We start from the raw sequence: 18,989 nt of genomic DNA, 5'->3' as shown, positions 1-18,989 counted from the left end.
AGACAACCTAACTCTAGCAGGAGCCGCGATTTACATAAACATTGAACGGTATTGCCGTTAAACGAGGCGGGCTACGCCTTTCGAGCATTACTTGATGAGCACTGCTTCCGCCCACATTGCCAGGTCGCCTCCCGTTCCATTGCCGGCGTCGGTGACGATGAGTTTCAGTTCACGTTTGTTGGTGACATCTAAGTCAATCGATACGGGTTTTGACTTTCCGGTCATCCTGCCACTTTCAAATTGTTTCTCGCCATCTACCCAGATCTCGTAGGTGACCGATGCCTGCCAGTAAGGCGCGGCAATTGCCTGGAATCGCTTGAACCGCTGATTCAGAAAGTACCGGAGTTCACTTCCCGGCCTGACGACCAACCCGGTCTCGTAGTCCGGCGTGGATTTGCCTCGCGTGGCAGTGAAAATGGGGTCACCGTGAACCTTCGGCACGATCGCTTGTTCTGCGAGCGCGAACGTCAGCGGAAGCTGGTCGCCAATCATTTCTGCATTCGCCAGCCGATCCGGGCGATGGGAATCAAACTCTTCGGCAGATACTTCAACGAACATCAGTTTGTTGGGCCGCCACGATTTTCCGTGGAACGAAAGCTTGATCGTTGGACGATCATTCAAAACGGAACGCCAGTCGACGATACTCGCCTGTGTCTGGCTGTTGATGAGCTGAAACGGAAACAGCTCGATCTCGTTCATTCCAGCTTTGATCGGCACACCGGTTGAGTAATCACCGATCGAGACGTAAGCGATCCGAACTCCCTCGCCTTCAAAACCGACCACCAGCTTGGCTCGCTCAGGAATGCGAAGCCTTGGATCGAGCAGTTTGAATGAAGCATAGTCCGCGCCCGCGCGACGTGAAAACCACTCCTTGTCCCAGTCGTCGTGGAAGTGCTCCACAACCGAAGTTTCTTTGAATGGTGCGAAGCGGACATTGGCGTCCTGAAGCGTTTCAAAGTCGACCATCGGCATCCGTGTGCTGCATACAAACACGTCGGTCGCCGTCGGGACCTTGTAGAGGTTGTTATCGCCCGGCAGCCGGTAGTTCACATCGGCGTAGACCCACAGTGGTGTTTGCTGATCAATGAGCGGTATCTTGGCTTCGTAGCCTGCATCGGTTTTCACCGATTTTGCGTAATGCCAGATCCGTGATTGATAACCCAGGTAAAAGTCGTTGTTTCCGTCGCGTGTAAAGTAAACGTCGACGGAAGCGATTTCGAGTTTTGATTTCGAATCGGCAATCACGGTGGCAACAGGAATCCCATCGACTGTCTTCAAATCCAGTTCGATCACCGGGGCAGCAGGATATTCGAACGAGCCTTTGAGATTGGCGTCGAACCAGAGAAACTTCGCTGCGTCTGCGGCGGCATTGTGCCAGTGGTTCGCATGCGGCGTGCGTGCGATGTTGTAGGCGTTGGTGGGCAAGTGATCGATGATCCATTCCACGTCTTCGGCGTGGCCATGAAAGTCGTTGACCGAATTCAGAAACAGCATCGGCACTCGGATTCTGTCGGTATAGCAGGCGGGGACGGCGGTTCGCCGCTCGAGTTCAAGTGTCTGTAATGCATCTGCATTTCGCGGCGTTTCGTGCAGGTGCTCAATCGGCGGACCGTCCGATGGAACGGACGCTTTGAGTCGCACCGGTTCCATCGCCGTGGTCTGATGCGTGATGACTCCGCCCATGGAGTGGCCGGTCATACCAATTCGATTTGCGTCGACTTCTGGCTGCTGCGCCAAGAACGTGATGCCGCGTCGAGCAGCCAACGTTCGCAGGAAATAGCCTTCGTTTCTTCCGGAAGGAACTGGGTCGAGGTTCAGATCACCACTCGGCTGGATCCCCATGGCGTCAGGCACCTGATCTGCTGTGACGCCACCCCAGTCCGTTTGTGCTTCCGGCGGTAGATCGTATTGCTTTAGATACCGTGGCTCGACACGCCAACTGAGACTAAAGGTAGCGTAGCCGCGCCGTCCAAATTCGACGCATTCTTTGGAGCTGGCACTCCCTCCGCCGCCATGACTTTGCAGGATCGCTGGCAGGTTCTTGCCGTCTTTGGGAAACGCATACAGCCCCGCCATCCACGCCTTCTTGCCTTTGAACGTGCCGATGTAATATCGAACGGCGCGAATCACGATTCCATCTTCTTCCCACTCCCGAAACGTCTCGACTTCCATGGGCTCGGATTCAGGATCGTAGTCACCCCAAACTTCGTCGAGCGTTTGAGGAGCGCTGCCGTTGAGAGGGGGCAGCGATTCTTCCTGCGCTGCGACCGTCTGTGGCAGGAAGAATTGTGACATTCCACAGGCCAACAGAAACAAGAAAAAATTAGCAGGTGTGTGGGGTGTTCGACTCATGTTTACTCTTATGTTGGGTTACTCGTTTAACGGCAATACCGTTCAATGTTTATGTAAATCGCGGCTCCTGCTAGAGTTAGGTTGTCTCACCAACCAACCTCGCAAGGAGCCGCGACATGAACGGGCAAGGATGCTCTGACCTCTCTTCGGAAGTCAACGGTAGGATTTTAGATCGGATTGCTGGACTTGAAAAGATCATTGCACCTGAACTTGTAGAGCGAGCACTCGCCGATACCGGCAAGCAGACCAAGCGGTCCTGCACGCTGACCAACGAAGTGATGATTTGGGTCGTATTGGCAATGGGCCTTTTCACTGAGCTTCCTATCCGTCAAGTCTTCAAAGCCTGCCGTCGGCTGCGGCACGGAGAAGAATCGCCAGCTAGGTCCAGCCTATGTATAGCGCGTCAACGACTTGGGAGCGAACCACTCGTTGCCTTGCACAGTTTAGTGGTCCGCCCATTGGCCACGCCGCAGACGCCTGGTGCGTTCTATCGCGGTATGCGCCGGGTCGCGATCGATGGTACGGTTCTCGAGTTGCCTGATTGCGATGCGCATCAGCATCTTGGACGCTCGTCAGGAAGTCGTGGCGCAGCCCCCTTTCCTCAAGTCCGTAAAGTCAGTCTTGTCGAACTCGGAACTCACATCGAGTTCGCATTTGTTTACGGCGGTTGGAAAGACTCCGAAAAGAAGCTGGTCGAGCAGCTATGGGATCGTATTCCCGAAGACGCGTTACTGTACGAAGACAGGGGCTTTTTTAGCTACAAACACTGGAAAATACTGCATGAGAAGCACAAATTGCTTGTTCGCATTCAAAAGTCGATGGTGTTCAAACCGATCAAATGCTTCGACGATGGATCCTTCTTGGCAAAGGTTTATCCGAGCAACTGGTATCGCGAAAATGACAAACAAGGCATCCTAGTCCGAGTGATCGAGTACAAGCTTGATGACCCTCAGCGTGTCGGTCACGATGAAGTTCATCGATTGATGACCAACCTGATGGACCCGATGGAGTTTCCGGCCATGGAACTGATTATGGAGTACCACGAACGCTGGGAAGAAGAAATGGTCTTTGATGAGCAGAAGACTCACCAAGATCCTTGTCGGGCCGAGAAGACAACGAATCTTCGCAGCGAAACGACCGACGGTCTGAAGCAAGAGTTGTATGCGATGTCGCTAGGTCATTTCGTGGTTCGCGCGTTAATGCTTGAAGCGGCTACCGAAGCGAACATGGACGTTGATCGGTTGTCGTTCAAGGGTTCTTTTCAAATACTCAAGACTCGATTACCGGAGTGCGATCCGAGCAACGAAGTAAGTTTCTCGCAGTGGTATGCAGCTGTGGTCTGGGAAATGAGTCGTGAGCGAATCCCGCCGCGCCGCAACCGCATCAACCCACGCGTGATCAAACGAAAAATGTCACGTTGGCACAAATGCCGCCCCGAACATCGAAACCAAGAACCGTTGACGAAAACCTTTGACCAGTCAGTGGTTATGCTTCATTGAACGGTATTGCCGTTAAACGAAGGAGTGATGTATTCGAATTCAAGGGTGTGAATCTCCGTAGATGCTGGCGATCTCGCGTTCATCGAGTGCGGTGTTCCAGATCGTCAATTCGTCCACTCGGCCAATGAAGTTGCGGATGACGTAGTTCGGACTTTCCGGGTTCAGCGGCAACCCCCAGTTTCCGATCTCAGCCATTCCAATTTGAATCGGCTGATCAAATGCCATCGGTTCGCTGGACACCAAACGGCCGTTTAGGAAGTGGCGTACTTGCTGCGAGCTTCGATCGTAGACGGTGCAGACAAAATTCCACGTCCCGATACTGCGCGGAGTGAACAACACGGGCGAACCGTATCCACTGGTACGCATTTTTTTCGTTTCCGATGGCAGGCGAAGCCCCAAACGAAGTTCGCCTGCTGCGGACACCTGCCAGTGCACGCGCCCGACTTCGTATCCATCGGTCAATAACAGTGATTGTGTACGGCCTGGCAGGGCATCCATTCTCAGCCACATCGAGAGCGTGAGTTGATCGAACTGGCCGGGGACATCGATCCGCACTCGATCACCGGGGCGTCTGAATTCCAAGGCGTGCTTTTCGGGCCAGCGTCCCGAAGTCCAACCGCAACCCACGATCGTGCCGTGAGCCTTTGCTGTTCCGCGATCGGACAAAGTGGTTTCGCGGTCTTCGAAGTCGTACCGAATGGCAACGCGTGGATCCTCCTGCAATTTCTCATTCCATCGCCGCCACTTAGCAAGCCGCTGACCGGCGAGCGTTTGCGATTGCTGACGAACGGTCTCAAACGAAGCAAACGCCTGTGGCGACGCGGAAGCGGCCGTCTTGGCCCCTTCGTTTGACCACTGCATCGCATCGCCGCCCAGCAATACCTTCCTGTCATCTGCTTTGCGACTTCCATCCGGTGAATAGATTTCGACTTCTCCGTCAAACACATGGACATCGGCACGACCGTCGTTAGTAACATCGACGGCGAACTCAGTCCCTAAGTCCACAAGTTCAAATTTCGAAGTCAACACGCTGAAGCCCGTGGCGTTCGGCGGAACGCGCGATCGCAGCTTTCCCCGCCGGCAAACGACGCTTGCGACCGATCGAATCTCCAGGTCCGCCGGGCCTTCAACCAGCAACTGCACTCCGTTGTAGAACTCGATTTGAATCACTCCGCCAACCAGCTGCAGTTCGCCTGGCGAAAGAATGCTGCCCGTTTGCGGCGGCCCCGTCTGTTGAAAAGCGTCACCCAGCCATTGTGCGTTGACAGCGCCGGTGAGAACGGCAACTCCGCTGTCGGCTTCTTCATTGTTTGCAATCGTTTGGAGGAAGTTGCCATCCTCCCTGGTGTTGTCACTCGGCGTCGATTTTGTCCAGCGCGCAACTCCGATTCCCGTGGCGACCAGCATTGAAGCCGCTAGCCCAAGAATAACGATCGCTTTCGTGCGTGGAACGCCCTGACGATTTGTGGCCGATTCAAGTTCGCCGAAACGAGGCTCGTCGGTGGTGTCAGCAAGACCAGCGTTTCCTTTGGCAAGCAGCTCTTGATGCAGGTCGAGGTAATGCAAATACCTGCGTTGAGCTTCCGGGTTTCCATCCAGGAGCGACTCGATGGCGGCGATGTCATCGGGCGTAGCGTCTCCATCAACAAGACGAGCGAGAAGCGGATCGATCTGCCGCGGATGATTGGCTTCATCCATGTTGCCAGCCCTCTTGTCGCATCGTGCCGTCAATACACGCCATGAGACGAGTTCGTAGTTTTTCGATGGCGTAATAAAGTTTGTGTGGACTGGTTTGTGACCGGCTTGCTTCTCGCTGCACGGCACCATGCTCCGAATAGCGGCGAAGCAGCAGCTCCCTTTCTTTCGAACCCAACTTCTGCAGACAACTGTCCAGGGCATTTCGTCGAAGTTCAAGCAGCGAGTCTTCCTCGACACTCGTGGCATGCAATTGAGCAAGAATCTTTTCAGAAAAGACCAGCCGATCGCGCCCCTGTCGCTGTCGCCACGAGAGGATTTCGTGATACGCAAAACCGATCGCCCACGCCACGAACGGTCGATCCGAGTCGTATTGATCAAATTTTTCCCAGAGCCGAGAAGCGGTTTGCTGCATCACGTCCTCCGCATCAGCCGTTTTCACCACGAGCTTGCAGACGTACCGTCGCACCTCCGGCTGATACCGTGTCCACAAACTCACAAATTCCGGGGTTAAGTCGCTCACTTCATCTCCACATTCAGCGCATTGCCCATATTCATCGTGGTGGCGCAATATTCGGAAACAATTCTCAAGTTATTGGGTAAAAATTCGCGAATATCGCAGAGCGTTTGTTTTGAACGTCGGCAGCGAGTTTGGACTGCAAAATCACGACCGGCCGGCTGTCGAACTGCGAACCAAATAGTTCACACCATGTCCGCTGTCGTAGGTCTTTTTATTCCTCAGCGTGACCAGTATCGGATGTCGGGTCTGCCGATGACGACCGCGTGGATGGAGTCGGCGGCCAGGGCAACGGACTCTCAGACGCAGCCACCCCAACGGACAGGCCGCCTAAAACTACAATTTCTGATGTGCACCCTCAAGATGCATGAGACGAGCATCAAATTTGGGTTGGAGTTGCTCGCGCCGAAGAGCCAGTTCTTCAGCGAGCCCACCTTCCAGTAACATCTTCCAACGCTGCCTCCGATCGATCCGGTGCCGCGTGACATTCAGCGCGAATCGGCAGGCCCACGGGGTGAATGGCCGATCTGCGTCGTATTGGTCGAACTTCTCCCACAGCACCATCGCCGTCTGCTGCACAATTTCCCTCGCGTCGGCGAGATTTGGCACCAGCGCAACGACATACCTCAGGACTTCCCGCTCATTGGCAAGGAAAACTCTAAAGAACTCCTGCTGGTTTGCAGGGTTTGGTCGAGGTGGTTTGGTTTTTTCGTTCATATCTCATAAGTTACTTCCGACGAGACACGCGAATGGGACAGCGAAGTTAAAAATTAGCGATCCGGGCTGGTCACCCTATCAAACAACTGGCAGCCATCGGAGACACTAAGCAATGGTCCTTGCGAAACAAGGGCTTAGGAAACTGACTTGCCGAATGAGCCTGCAACCAACGTTCCGCGAGAGTGTGCACGAAAACGGTTGCTTCCGCTGTACTCTTTTAAATTTGCGAACCAAGGCGACCACGCCGGTTCGTTAAGAGTTCCCAAATTCGCGGCGTCACTTTCGCCGCGAAAAATGCACGTTTTTTGCTGGGCTTCCGCAATCGAGAGCGTCTCGGTTAATTCTATCTCGCCGGTATGGCTGAGGCCTCGAAACCCAGAATTGGCAAATCTCCGCCGAGACTATCGCGCTCTCGCCTTTCAGCCGCGCTCTAAGTTCATTCGCCGATTGCTTCGGCCCCTGCGAGCCGGACGGTGAAAAATCATGCTCGGGTTAACACGTTGGAGCATCTTTCGGCGACTCGATGCGGTTTCCTGATTCAGGTTGGATTCGTCGTTTCGTTTGCGATCAATCAACTTTCCGATCGCCTATCGCGTCAAACGGCACCGCCGAGGTAGCTCTTTTTGAGTCGATCGAGCATCTCACAAAAAATATAGTGCTCTTCGAGAAGCGGACCGTCGAGGCCGAGGTCTGCATCGGCTTTTTCCAACGCGTTGACCAAGGGGTGAAGATTGTCTGCGATTTGGTAGTACGATTCGCGGATGTCCTGGTAGGTCGCTGGGTCGAGCCTTTTCATTTCGCTGCGAAGTGCGGCGACTTTGGACTTTTGGACCTCGGTCATAGGCATGATGAAATCTCCTTTTTGGATCTTGAAGTGATGATATGCGTTGGCGTCGGACCGATTGAACGACAACTGGTGAGATGGTTCAAGCGAATTCCGCACACATCTCAGACGCTTTCGCGGAATTCTGCAGGGCCCAACGAGGTTGCCCACAAACGCGTCGTGTCGCGAAGCGTCAACCATTCGACTAACCGTCCAAGAACGAAAAAAGCCGCGACGTAGGGCGAACGTGGCGGCGATTCGGGCGAAGTGAGGAAAGTGTTGGCAGTTTGGTCGCTTTCGCTACTGGTTCATAATCAGCCGGGATCGCTTTTTGGGAGCCGCTTCCGAAGATCTGCCCACATGGAACGTTGTTGTTTCCAATCGAGTGTTTTGGCGATGGGGCGGACTTCGCGTTCTAGGATCAAGTCGCGACCTTGGACGGTCCGTGGTAAGGCGAGGATCTGTTCTTAGAGGTCGGGGGCGAGGTTGTCCATCCAAATGATTTGCGTCATGCGGGTCGTGGAGATCTGGCCGTAATGGGCCAGTTCGCTTTGGTTGATGATTACGCCCTCCTGGATCAATTGGTGACAGCGATGGGCCAAGGCGAGCAACCGAGTTACGCGTGGGACTCGGCCGGTGGGACGGATGGGGGCAACGCCATCCCGCAGATGCTTGCGACCGTTGCGGCGGTTGGCGACGTGGAATGCTCGATTAATAGTGAGTGAGTCACTCATTGGGCAGTCTCCAGAGGTTGTTGAACAAGGCTTTTCAGACCAGTTGGGTGGAAAGTGATCGCGACGTTTCCGCCGGGGCCATCGAAGTGAACTTGGTCGATCAGTAGCGAGACGACACGGACTTGTTCGCGAGGCGGGAGTGCGTCCCAGACGTCGTCGAAGTCGGCCAAGACGTTTTGGATGTCTGCCTGGTTGATTTGTAGTAGCCAGAACTTGATCTGACATATTTTACCCAGATTACGCACTGGGCTGTAAGAGTTGGTCGAGCATTTTCTGTTCGGTCAGTTTCTTCGAGTCATTGAAAGTTTGTCTGGGAGTCTTCCCGAAACAGAATCTTCCGCTATGTGGTCTTTCTTTGTTGTAGCTCCTCATCCATTTATCGACATCCGCTTGGAGCTGCTCGATGGATTCATAAAGTGTTTTGCGAAACGCGATCTGGTAAAACTCCTGAAGCATCGCCTTGTGAAACCGTTCGCAGATACCGTTGGTTTGAGGGCTTCTAGCTTTGGTTTTGGTGTGATCGATGTTCTCGAGAGCCATGTAGAGTTGATACTCATAATGCTCTCGATTGCCACAGTATTCAGTGCCTCGATCGGTGAGCATGCGTAGCAACGAAACACCCTCTTCTTCGAAGAACGGAACCACTTGGTCATTAAGCATATCGGCAGCCACCAACGCATTCTTGCGATCATATAGCTTCGCAAATGCGACTCGAGAATACGTATCGATAACAGTCTGCTGATAGATCCTTCACACGCCTTTAATGGTGCCGACATAGAAAGTATCTTGCGCCACCAAATACCCGGGATGCTCCGTTTCTATCTGACCATGAGCTTCCTTTTTGAGCTTAGCTTTCTCAAGAGCAACCCCTTGTTCCTCCGTGAGCACGCCGCCATCTTGCGCGACTTTCGCTTCAAACGCTTTGAGTCGCTTCTTGAAGGTCTCAAGACCGTTTCGTAACCAGATGCTTCGTACGCCACCAGGTGACACCAAATGCCCGTGCTTTTTCAGCTCGTTGCTTACCCGAACCTGACCATGGGCGGGCTTCTCAAAAGCCATTTTGAGAACCGCTTCTTCAACGGCTGGATCGACGCGGTTCTTGACCACAGACTTCTTCTTGGAAATCTCTTTGAGAGCCTCCTCGCCCCCTGTTTGATAGAGATCCTTAAAGCGATAAAAACTATCTCTGGAGTAACCAAAGACCTTGCAGGCCTCCGACACATTCCCTAACCTTTCGGCCAGCTTAAGCATCCCGATCTTATTCTGAATAATCTTCCGTTCGTTCGTCATTTCGAAAATCCCGTCCTGCGAGGTTGACCGCCGATTGTTAGCTTTACTCCGGTCGCTGCGCTCCCTTCGTGCAGCTAGCAACCGGCAATGCCTTCCTAAATCCAATGGTGAGTGTCAGATCAAGTCTAATTTCCTACACTTTTAGACCAATTTGCAGATATTGTACGTGACTACGTCACCACCGCTTAATTCCCCCTGCATCGGAATTAGGCAGTACACCGCGATTGCTTACATACATGTTGCCGCAAATCCGCGGTTCGTGACTCACCATCGGCAAGCTTAGTGCTGAGGAACCATCTCAAAAGAAATTGCCAGATCACCATGAAAAAGTTCGCCCTAAATTCGTAGTGCATCCATTGCTTTGCTCTTGCCATTGCTGTCTCCGCTGTCCGCCGTAATCCGAAGTCGTTTCCGTTGATGGAAGTGTTTCTCTCTCAGACATTTCCACTTCCTTCGTATCGCTTCAACAGCGAGGTTCGCCGTATGACGACTTTCTCCCACGATCCACAATCCACAATCCACAATCCACAATCCACAATCCACAATGGTGTCGATGGCATGGACGCTCTAAGCAATCGCGTTGCCGAGTTTTTGTCGATAAAGTCGTGAGTGTCCATCACCATTTTCACCTGGTCTTACCGCTTCTCGGCTCCGCCAACGCTTTGGCTAGACTCTTTATTCTATGCGTCCGCCACACCCCGATTGGCCAGCACTGTGATACGAACGAAAATTTCTTTTAAAATGCAATGTTTCGCACTCACCCCGAGGCTATACCCGACATCCCAAAATGGCCAGCATAAAAAATGCTCGAAAACACTGAAGGCTCCGTCACCTACTACATGAACCAACTCCGTGAGGGCAATCGGGACGCCACCGAAGAACTTTGGCAACGGTTTTATTCCAGGCTTGTACGATTAGCCCATAACCGGATGAAAGCTAAATTCCGGCGTGTGACGAGTGAGGAAGACGTTGCCACCATTGCGATCGCCGAGTGTTTCAAGAGCCTCGAAGAAGGGCGTTTTCCGGATTTGGAGGGGCGCGGTGATCTTTGGGCACTTTTGGCATTGATCACCGAACGGCGAGCGCTCAACGAGATTCGCCGCCAGACAAGCCAGAAAGCGGGTGGTGGCAAAGTACACGGAGAGTCTATCTTTCTTAAAGCAGACGAAACGCACCCCCAGGGAATCAACGGCATACCTGGCAAGGAGCCCACTCCGGAGTACGTCGACCAATTCGGTATCACGGTCAGCGAATTGCTCGCAGGACTCAACGATCAGCTTCGACAAATCGCCGTTCTTAAAATGCAGGGCTACACGAACAAGGAAATCAGCAAGCAGGTCAAGGTTTCCATTGCCACGGTGGAACGTAAGTTGGCGATCCTCCGAGAAAAACTCTCTCAAGACGAAGACTAACAAAATGGAATTCCGTTTTGGAAAGGCCCCGAGACAAACCTTCGACGACCGCAAGAAACTGGTCGAGCATTTCTTGCTGGACCAGTTCTTACAGCCCAGTGCATGATCTGGGGCAAAGCTGTCAGATCAAGCACGGTCTACTGCATATGGAGTCGCGTGGTTTTGCACCTTCGGTATCGGGCTTTATCGACTCCGGCGGACCATGATTGATCGGCGGTTTCCTGCCGGATCATCGGCGGAATTTTCCTTCGTTGAGGTATCCATTCATACTGAACTCGTAGTCCCGGGCAAAGTGTGTTTCGTTTTTGAGCTGAGCCCAACCACCAAGGCTGATCCTATCTAGGTCGCCATCGTCTCTGTATCCATATTCCATGTAGAAACGGTCTACTCCTCCGCCACCCAGTACGGTGTCCTTGCCATCACCGTCCCAGAGATGATCATTTCCGCGACCGCCGGAAATAAAGTCATCGCCACTGCCGCCACGGATAGTATCGTTGCCGAGTCCCCCATACAGTTTGTCGTCTTCGTTCCCGCCGGTAATTGTGTCTCTTCCTCGACCGCCATAGGCAGTGATCTGATTGTCGCCGTACGCTGTAATCGTGTCATTGCCAGCTTGTCCATAGGCGACTCCGCCACCACGTTCAAAAATGATCGTGTCGTTGCCCGATCCGCCGTAAATCACGTCGTGAGCTGCCCCCGCGCGAAGAGTATCATTTCCGCCGTTGCCATAAACGGTTGCAGAGATGTCCGTGCGGTTGTCGAAACTATCTTTCTGATTTGTCCCATGAAAGACGATTCGACGAACCTGATTTTGGGAAAACGTCGTCTCGTTTCCGTCTTGCCAAACAGTTACCTGTTGCTGGCTCTGGCTGACGATCGTCGTCGGGACTGCCCCGGGCACTGGCTCCGAATGAATCGTTAGAGTGCCACCTGAAAGGTCTGCTGCCATCAGGCGACGACCTTCCAAGTTTTCGCACATGAGGAATCGTTTTGCCTTGTTTCTGTGAGATTTGGTTGATCGGCGTTTGCTAAACATTCTGTTGTGCCCTCAATGATAGAAATTGGATGGATGGTGCGATGCGGCCGAAGTGCCAAGACCGATAGGAATTGGTTACCTCTCCTCGATTAGTCCCCATCCAGGTAACGATGCCCTCGCATCCGGAATTTTTTTTCCGCGATTTTGCAGGGCTGCATTCTGCTGTGCTTCCGGCTCCAGTGAACCGTTTCCTGGGATTGACCATCTCTCTGCCATCGCCCAATGATTGGCTGTCCTACGTGGAGGACGCTTTTCATGGCCCCCAACCCTCAGCGGATTTGTCTCTGCTTTCTTGTTCAACGGCCCCGTGCGACTCGCCTGGTGGCATGGTGGTAAGACGGAAGCCGAGGGCGCCGCCGCCCATCGAGGGTATGTTCTTTTAGCGGGACGCAGACCGGCAATACCCAGGACTGACGGTATTGAAGGAACCTCCCCGATCCGCCCCGGAAGGGATCCTCGCGATAAACAGGCCAAAGTCGCGCCCATAGGATCCGTTCTACTCCCCATCAAATCGTACGCGTTGTACCAATCGTGGCACCCTCGTAGACGTTGCCGTCAGTATCGAACAGTCCGCGAAGATTGGGGCGCAGCTGAGCCGTGATGTGTGGCTTTTCGGCTTGGGCTTGGCCGACCGCTTTTGATAAGCCGAAATTACCGACGATGGCGTGTTGGAGTCGCTTGCCGCGGGTGTTTCAGCGATTCGCTGCGGCAAGGTGAGCAACGTAAAAAACACTCTGGATCTCCGCTGACGAACCGTCTCGCATCGGCTTCGCCATACTGATTGGCAAGCAACTTGTCGAGCAGCGAGGCGTTGATCGGCGGATCAACAACGGCATTGGCTTTGGTCCGGTCCATGGTGACAACAATAAAACCTATCGCGTCGTTTCAGCAAAAACCATGGGGCTAAATAGTTACCAATTTTTCTAAGTGTTGAAACTCCAACACTGCATTCGAGCGAAACTGACATCCCATGAGCGGTTAGTTTGCAAGATGGTAGCAATTGAATCCGATTCAAGTGTCGCAACGATGCGAAGTCTACTTAGTCGCAGAAGAGGCCCCCTGTGCCGGTGATGCCACTTCGAGTGAGTTGAAAAAGTAGTCTCCCAACCAGGCTTCTACAGGATCGGTGAGCGTACTCAATAGTGAAATCTGAGCACGACCGGTTTCCATCGCGACGATTCGCTCTCGAACATACAAAGTTTCTCCTTGCACTGTGAAGGTGTAACCGATCTCGGCAGAAGGCTTTCCGTTGTACTTCGTTTTGTTTAGGAACAACAATTTTGAATCTGAGCCATGGCTTCTCTGAGTTTTCAGTAACGATTCCGCAAGTGACTCGGAATGCCAAGCATCTCCCGGCCTATTCGGTATGATGCTGATAGCAATCTGGCCGTTACACAAGTTGCAACTGGCTTCGTGGGCTTCCATACCATCTGCTATTTTGCGACTCGATTCCCTTGGGGCTACAGGAAAACGAACACTGAATGCTCCCTCGGCAAGTGGGTAACGCTTCCAATTTATTTCTTGAGCGTTTGCAGGGACGCAGGTTGCTACGTTTAAAAGAATGGCAAAAAGGGTGCTGAGACAAGCGGTCTGGGATTGGGACATTTTCTTCTCCTTGTTGGATAGGCGAAACCGTTGACGTTGCTTGAACGTCACGTTTCCCTCTGATAGTCCCTCACGTTTCTCAGGTTCTTACAAGAAATAAATGCTCGTCAGTGCAATGCCCCTTGCTTCTGTGCCGGGTGGACAATGGTTTGGGGTTATTTCCGAATTCCAGACGCAATTTCGTGTTAATTAGTTCTTGTAGCTTAAGCACGCTCCGTTCGGGCCCCTACCGCGCGGCGATATCGTCTCCAATTGCCGGTTTCGCAGTCGCCCTCACTTGGCTGGCCGGAACTGTGACAGGGCTAAAGCCCAGGCCGAGATTACCGATCGATGGGATGCTCTTGCTTTGGTGCACCGGTCGGCAGTATTAGGCGAATGCGGTGATGTGCTGCTGAAGCAGAGGTAGAGCCCCCTAATGCGACCTTCGGGCCTGGTGGAATTCAGCGGGACGTATTTGAATTGTGTGCGGACCTACTGCGCAGGCGGAATCATAGTGACCCGGAAGCCATTATGCTGCGAGCGATAAGACGGGCTGCATGAATTGCGAGCAGCGGAACGACAACCCACCGCATCCCATCGATAGCCGCCGCCACGAAGCACCCGGCCGTCACCCAAAGAATCACTTCCAGATGACGGCCCCCTTGGATCTGTCACAGCGATGTCAGAATAGTCGCCGTACCAATCTAGGCACCACTCCGATGCGTTGCCATGCATGTCGAACAGTCCCCACGCATTCGGCTTTTTCTCGCCGACTGGATGTGTGCGGTGTGAACTTACATTCTCGCTGCTGTTACCGTAATACCACCCGTAGTCCGCCAGTGTTTTCTTGTCGTCTCCGAAACTGTATGCCGTTTTACTCCCAGCCCGGCAAGCAAATTCCCATTCCGCCTCCGTCGGTAGCCTGTAAACTCGGCCGGCCCTCTTCTCCTCCGATAGGCCCGATAGTCGCTCGCAGAAATAGACTGCGTCATCCCATGTGACCGAATCGACCGGGAAATCCGAGGTGTCCTTCGGGATAATCTTTGCTTTTTCGACGGTTCTTCCCGTGACAGGATGTTTCTTCGCCGGGATTCTTTCAGCTAAGACCTGTCCATTCAATTGTGAAGGATTTCTGCCAGTGACTTTTTTGTACTGTGCCTGCGTAACTTCAAAGATGCCAAGATAGTAGTCCTTGCTAATCGTAACCTGATGCTGCCGCTCATCATCCTCGGAGCCCACTTCATCTAGCGGCGTCCCCATGGTGAAAGTCCCCTTGGGGATCAGCACCAACTTCATACCGATACTATTGGTGATTGCCTTTGGCTTCTGGGCCATAGCTTCGCCGCAACTCAACGTTGCAGCAGCAACCGAAAGTGATAGGAGGGCACACAACGAGCACCGATCTCCGTAAGCGAACATCCGAAAGTTCCTTTAACGCTACACAAATTTCACGAGGTGTTTACCCGATTGAAGTTTCCTACGTGGCTACTCTGCCTGCAAGCGAATCACGTAAAAACGCCCTTTGTCGTTGCGAACCATCGCATGCTTGCCGTCGTTGGTGACCATCAACCCACCCCTGTATTGCTTTTTGAACTGAAATGGCAACTCCTTGTTGGAAACTGGATTCAATTCGCGATCAACAAGCGTCAACTTGCAACCGTTGTCTGTCTTCTCGACGTAGGCGATCCATTGCTGGTTTTGCGAGATCGCCGCCCAACGATTCGAGCTGAAGCCAAGTGCGTTGGTCGACCGGCCAACCGTGGTCAACGGCTCTTGTTCGACGTTTTGCAGATCATTCCAAACGGTCAAGCTTGAAGAGGCACAGATTGCGAGGCTATCTCCCCTAGCTGACATCGCATGAAAACGTAGATTTGAGTCATTGTGATACCGACGATCGAAGAATGGTACTGAAACTTTCCCGACTCCGTTCCACGCTTGTCCTGTCCACTCGTATCGCCAGATGGCCCCTTCGTCATCCCACAATGCAACACTCGCGCCATCCTCTGAAAACTCAGCGTGGCGGGCTTTCGGCTTCTCACTACTTTGATAGACAACCTTCAGATCCGGGCCGTCGATCCGGAATCGAACGGAGCCATTTCGATTCGTGGTCGCTACCAAATCCGCCGAGACAAAGCACGCGCCGTCGTCTACAGTTCTAAGCAATTCACCCAGACTCGAGCGAGTGTCTTCCGGCAAGCGATCGCTGGAAGCGAAAAAGACCGGGCGAGTCCCAGAAACATCAAAAACGTGAATACCACCATGTCCAAAAGTCGCCATTAAGGCTGAATCAGCGCTGAAAGCGACAGTGCCTCCCGTCCCCGGAAGCCTGTGCGATTGCCGACTAAGCGTGTCAAAAAGTTGCAAGCCCGTTCCAACGATCCAGCGATCATCGGGAGAAATGACCCGCCAGGATTCTGCCTCGGGAAGAATTCCAACGATGGCATCTGTTGCGCGAGCCGGCAATTCTTCGAACGAAATGTTTCCCTGCGAAAACCCTGCGAAACCAGAGCCAACGGGGGCGTGGGAGTCAGCTGTCTTGGATCGAAGCGAATCGAAAGAGAGTTGACCGAGCCTGAGATCGCTTTCGCCATCGGGACGCGATACAAAGAAGATCATTTTCTCGTCGTCGGACATGCTCCAGCAAACTGCTCTTGCCAAGGCCGCGTTGAGTGGAGATGTCCTTCCGATAAGTGCCGGAAGAGTTGTCTCATTCTTCTGTTCGAACAACAAAAAGAGTTCTCCATTCTTTCGAATTGTCTGCACCGCAAGAAAGTTTGCTCGTTGCTCAAAGGCTGCGTTGCGGCCAGCAGACGGAAGAGGTAGTTTTTGAATGACCGTTAGCGTTTTGCAGTCAAAGGTCCAGAGCTCGCACTGGCGGTCAGGCCCTTCCATCAGCAGCTGGACGCGAGACCCGTCGTTCGCAAACTGTAGAGAATTTTGATTACGAAAATCCGGTGAGGACTGCCGATGCATTGGACGCCAACCTTCGGGATAGGCCGCAACTCGTTCTTTCTCGTCGTAGTAAAGCAGGCCTTCCTCATATACGACGACAACAGCATTGTGTCTGGCGAGCGGCGCGGCCGCCAGTAGATCCCATTTCGGTTGAAGGTCAAAAAAGTTCGCTCCGTTAATGATGAAACTTTGCTGCCCATCCCAACGCCGGCAGTGAATCAATTTGCTCCGATTCAAGTCCCCATCACCGAGACAGTAACGATCCGTCATGACAGAAGTCATTATTGCGCTACTGAAGATGAATTGACCGTTAACGCTAGAGATCTCACTATCGTCCGGGCATTGAACACGTGGATCTTCGCCAGGCTTCACTGAATCAACCAATTCAACACGAAGTTTACTGAGTGCTCGGTTGGCCGTGTAGCTATACATTTCAAGTATGTTGGGTTTGTTATTGTACTTTTTCATGCCCAGAACTGTAGAAAATTAGACTTGATCTGACACTCACCATTGGATAGAGGAAGGCATTGCCGGTTGCTAGCTGCACGAAGGGAGCGCAGCGACCGGAGTAAAGCTAGCAACCGGCGGTCAACCTCGCAGGACGGGAGTGTCGAAATGACGAACGAACGGAAGATCATTCAGAATAAGATCGGGATGCTTAAGCTGGCCGAAAGGTTAGGGAATGTGTCGGAGGCCTGCAAGGTCTTTGGTTACTCCAGGGACAGTTTTTATCGCTTCAAGGATCTATATCAAACAGGGGGCGAGGAGGCTCTCAAAGAGATTTCCAAGAAGAAGCCTGTGGTCAAGAACCGCGTCGATCCAGCCGTTGAAGAAGCGGTTCTCAAAATGGCTTTTGAGAAGCCCGCCCATGGTCAGGTTCGGGTAAGCAACGAGCTAAAAAAGCACGGGCATTTGGTGTCACCTGGTGGCGTACGAAGCATCTGGTTGCGAAACGGTCTTGAGACCTTCAAGAAGCGACTCAAAGCGCTTGAAGCGAAAGTCGCGCAAGATGGCGGCGTGCTCACGGAGGAACAAGTGGTTGCTCTTGAGAAAGCTAAGCTCGAAAAGGAAGCTCATGGTCAAATTGAAACAGAGCATCCCGGGTATTTGGTGGCGCAAGATACTTTCTATGTCGGCACCATTAAAGGCGTGGGAAGGATCTATCAGCAGACTGTTATCGATACGTATTCTCGAGTCGCATTTGCGAAGCTATATGATCGCAAGAATGCGTTGGTAGCTGCCGATATGCTTAATGACCAAGTGGTTCCGTTCTTCGAAGGAGAAGGGGTTTCGTTGCTACGCATGCTCACCGATCGAGGCACTGAATACTGTGGCAATCGAGAGCATCATGAGTATCAACTCTACATGGCTCTCGAGAACATCGATCACACCAAAACCAAAGCTAGAAGCCCTCAAACCAACGGTATCTGCGAACGGTTTCACAAGACGATGCTTCAGGAGTTCTACCAGATCGCGTTTCGCAAAACGCTCTATGAATCCATCGAGCAGCTCCAAGCGGATGTCGATGAATGGATGCGGAGTTACAACGAAGAACGACCACATAGCGGAAGATTCTGTTTCGGGAAGACTCCGAGACAAACTTTCGATGACTCGAAGAAACTGGCCGAACAGAAAATGCTCGACCAGCTCTTACAGCCCAGTGCGTAATCTGGGTAAAACATGTCAGATCAAGTTCTGGCTACTACACCAGAACTCCACGGAACCCAGTGTTTGTTGGGTAAGGAATGACAAAATTTGCCGCTACCGGCGGCTCGCTTTCATGCTTGCATGCAATGCTGTCACCACCGTACGGATAGTAGATCCGGCCCAAATATTCTCCTTCCTTATCTTCAGTGGCCAATTTTAAAGGCAGCGGGTCTGGAACCGCGGTCTTTTGCCCGTATCTGTGAGGAAAAAACTCCCAGTGCTTACCACTCGCGACGTCGATCCGGACCATCCGTCCACCATCGTCAATGAGCGTCACGTCGTAATTGGCTCTGTCTTTTCCATTGCCCCGCGCAAACGCTCGGATCGATTGAATATCCTCCATGTCGAATCGGTTCTTACCCTGCTCTGGCAACGAAAGGTTGAGCCATCGAATGTCGTCACCAACAGCAAGCGATGCTGTCAAGAAATGCATCAGCAAGCACATGCAGCCGAGTCTGCATATGTTCATGGAAGATCGGCGGGAGTGAGTAGCGAGACGTCTTTCTCGATTCATGGTGCTGGGTCTCCGTCAGAAGCCTTTGGCAGGAAGCTCACATTGAGAACATCAAGTTTCCCCGGCTTTTGCCCTCAACGAATGGTGATGAATTTTACAATTTGCAAAAAGCAGCTTAAATTATTCGTCATCTTAAGTGAATCAATTGCGGCTCCCA

At 52.7% G+C, this 18,989-nt stretch carries 18 protein-coding genes and 1 pseudogene; 4 read left to right on the top strand and 15 right to left on the bottom strand.

What is annotated here, in order from left to right; all coding sequences use genetic code 11:
- Positions 1-87 precede the first annotated feature (87 nt).
- Complete coding sequence (locus SH139x_RS05500; protein WP_488354275.1) at positions 88-2,352, bottom strand: NPCBM/NEW2 domain-containing protein; 2,265 nt, start codon at positions 2,350-2,352, stop codon at positions 88-90.
- 116 nt (positions 2,353-2,468) lie between these two features.
- On the opposite strand from SH139x_RS05500, the gene SH139x_RS05495 reads away from it, so the two are divergent.
- Positions 2,469-3,851, top strand: a complete 1,383-nt coding sequence (locus tag SH139x_RS05495) for an IS4 family transposase (RefSeq protein WP_488354274.1) — start codon at positions 2,469-2,471, stop codon at positions 3,849-3,851.
- A 39-nt stretch (positions 3,852-3,890) separates the two neighbouring features.
- On the opposite strand, the gene SH139x_RS05490 is transcribed toward SH139x_RS05495, so the two are convergent.
- Together SH139x_RS05490 and SH139x_RS05485 are read right to left on the bottom strand one after the other, a co-directional pair.
- A complete protein-coding gene (locus SH139x_RS05490) occupies positions 3,891-5,549 on the bottom strand; it encodes a LamG-like jellyroll fold domain-containing protein (RefSeq protein ID WP_488354273.1) in 1,659 nt (552 codons plus the stop codon).
- On the bottom strand, positions 5,542-6,069 hold the full coding sequence (locus SH139x_RS05485; protein ID WP_488354272.1) for a sigma-70 family RNA polymerase sigma factor: 528 nt from the start codon (positions 6,067-6,069) through the stop codon (positions 5,542-5,544). The genes SH139x_RS05490 and SH139x_RS05485 overlap by 8 nt, the downstream gene beginning before the upstream one ends.
- Before the next feature lie 186 nt (positions 6,070-6,255).
- Here SH139x_RS05485 and SH139x_RS05480 point away from each other — a divergent pair, with 186 nt between their 5' ends.
- Positions 6,256-6,507 (top strand): hypothetical protein, encoded by a 252-nt coding sequence (locus SH139x_RS05480; RefSeq protein ID WP_488356171.1) that lies wholly within the window; start codon positions 6,256-6,258, stop codon positions 6,505-6,507.
- Here SH139x_RS05480 and SH139x_RS05475 read toward each other — a convergent pair.
- From SH139x_RS05475 to SH139x_RS05450, 6 genes and pseudogenes are all read right to left on the bottom strand, one after another.
- Positions 6,400-6,780, bottom strand: coding sequence for a sigma factor (locus SH139x_RS05475; protein ID WP_488354271.1), 381 nt, complete (start codon positions 6,778-6,780; stop codon positions 6,400-6,402). The two genes, SH139x_RS05480 and SH139x_RS05475, sit on opposite strands and share 108 nt — an antisense overlap.
- Before the next feature lie 595 nt (positions 6,781-7,375).
- On the bottom strand, positions 7,376-7,627 hold the full coding sequence (locus tag SH139x_RS05470; protein ID WP_488354270.1) for a hypothetical protein: 252 nt from the start codon (positions 7,625-7,627) through the stop codon (positions 7,376-7,378).
- A 443-nt stretch (positions 7,628-8,070) separates the two neighbouring features.
- Entirely contained in the window at positions 8,071-8,337 is a 267-nt protein-coding gene (locus SH139x_RS05465; protein ID WP_488354269.1) for a hypothetical protein, read from the bottom strand.
- On the bottom strand, positions 8,334-8,582 hold the full coding sequence (locus SH139x_RS05460; protein WP_488354268.1) for a hypothetical protein: 249 nt from the start codon (positions 8,580-8,582) through the stop codon (positions 8,334-8,336). Before SH139x_RS05460 ends, SH139x_RS05465 begins: the two co-directional genes overlap by 4 nt.
- Positions 8,575-9,627 (bottom strand): annotated as a pseudogene (locus SH139x_RS05455) (IS481 family transposase). The gene SH139x_RS05460 and the pseudogene SH139x_RS05455 overlap by 8 nt, the downstream one beginning before the upstream one ends.
- 336 nt (positions 9,628-9,963) lie before the next feature.
- On the bottom strand, positions 9,964-10,149 hold the full coding sequence (locus SH139x_RS05450) for an ISAzo13-like element transposase-related protein (protein ID WP_488356163.1): 186 nt from the start codon (positions 10,147-10,149) through the stop codon (positions 9,964-9,966).
- Positions 10,150-10,430: 281 nt separating this feature from the next.
- Here SH139x_RS05450 and SH139x_RS05445 point away from each other — a divergent pair, with 281 nt between their 5' ends.
- Positions 10,431-11,039, top strand: coding sequence for a sigma-70 family RNA polymerase sigma factor (locus SH139x_RS05445; protein ID WP_488354267.1), 609 nt, complete (start codon positions 10,431-10,433; stop codon positions 11,037-11,039).
- Between the two features lie 229 nt (positions 11,040-11,268).
- Here the strand turns inward: SH139x_RS05445 and SH139x_RS05440 are convergent, their stop codons facing one another.
- From SH139x_RS05440 to SH139x_RS05420, 5 genes are all read right to left on the bottom strand, one after another.
- Positions 11,269-11,988: a calcium-binding protein gene (locus tag SH139x_RS05440; protein WP_488354266.1), complete on the bottom strand. Its 720-nt coding sequence runs from the start codon at positions 11,986-11,988 to the stop codon at positions 11,269-11,271.
- Between the two features lie 738 nt (positions 11,989-12,726).
- Complete coding sequence (locus SH139x_RS05435) at positions 12,727-12,930, bottom strand: hypothetical protein (RefSeq protein ID WP_488354265.1); 204 nt, start codon at positions 12,928-12,930, stop codon at positions 12,727-12,729.
- A gap of 180 nt (positions 12,931-13,110) precedes the next feature.
- Positions 13,111-13,680: a hypothetical protein gene (locus SH139x_RS05430; RefSeq protein ID WP_488354264.1), complete on the bottom strand. Its 570-nt coding sequence runs from the start codon at positions 13,678-13,680 to the stop codon at positions 13,111-13,113.
- A 471-nt stretch (positions 13,681-14,151) separates the two neighbouring features.
- On the bottom strand, positions 14,152-14,994 hold the full coding sequence (locus SH139x_RS05425; RefSeq protein WP_488354263.1) for a formylglycine-generating enzyme family protein: 843 nt from the start codon (positions 14,992-14,994) through the stop codon (positions 14,152-14,154).
- A gap of 150 nt (positions 14,995-15,144) precedes the next feature.
- Complete coding sequence (locus tag SH139x_RS05420; protein ID WP_488354262.1) at positions 15,145-16,893, bottom strand: WD40 repeat domain-containing protein; 1,749 nt, start codon at positions 16,891-16,893, stop codon at positions 15,145-15,147.
- Positions 16,894-17,226: 333 nt separating this feature from the next.
- Here SH139x_RS05420 and SH139x_RS05415 point away from each other — a divergent pair, with 333 nt between their 5' ends.
- Complete coding sequence (locus SH139x_RS05415) at positions 17,227-18,279, top strand: IS481 family transposase (RefSeq protein ID WP_488350742.1); 1,053 nt, start codon at positions 17,227-17,229, stop codon at positions 18,277-18,279.
- Positions 18,280-18,313: 34 nt separating this feature from the next.
- Here the strand turns inward: SH139x_RS05415 and SH139x_RS05410 are convergent, their stop codons facing one another.
- Entirely contained in the window at positions 18,314-18,742 is a 429-nt protein-coding gene (locus SH139x_RS05410; protein ID WP_488354261.1) for a hypothetical protein, read from the bottom strand.
- Between the last annotated feature and the right edge of the window lie 247 nt (positions 18,743-18,989).

Source organism: Kothea flammea, assembly GCF_052161645.1.
Classification (GTDB): domain Bacteria; phylum Planctomycetota; class Planctomycetia; order Pirellulales; family Pirellulaceae; genus Laterigemmans.
This window is presented reverse-complemented; position numbering and strand designations above follow the sequence as displayed.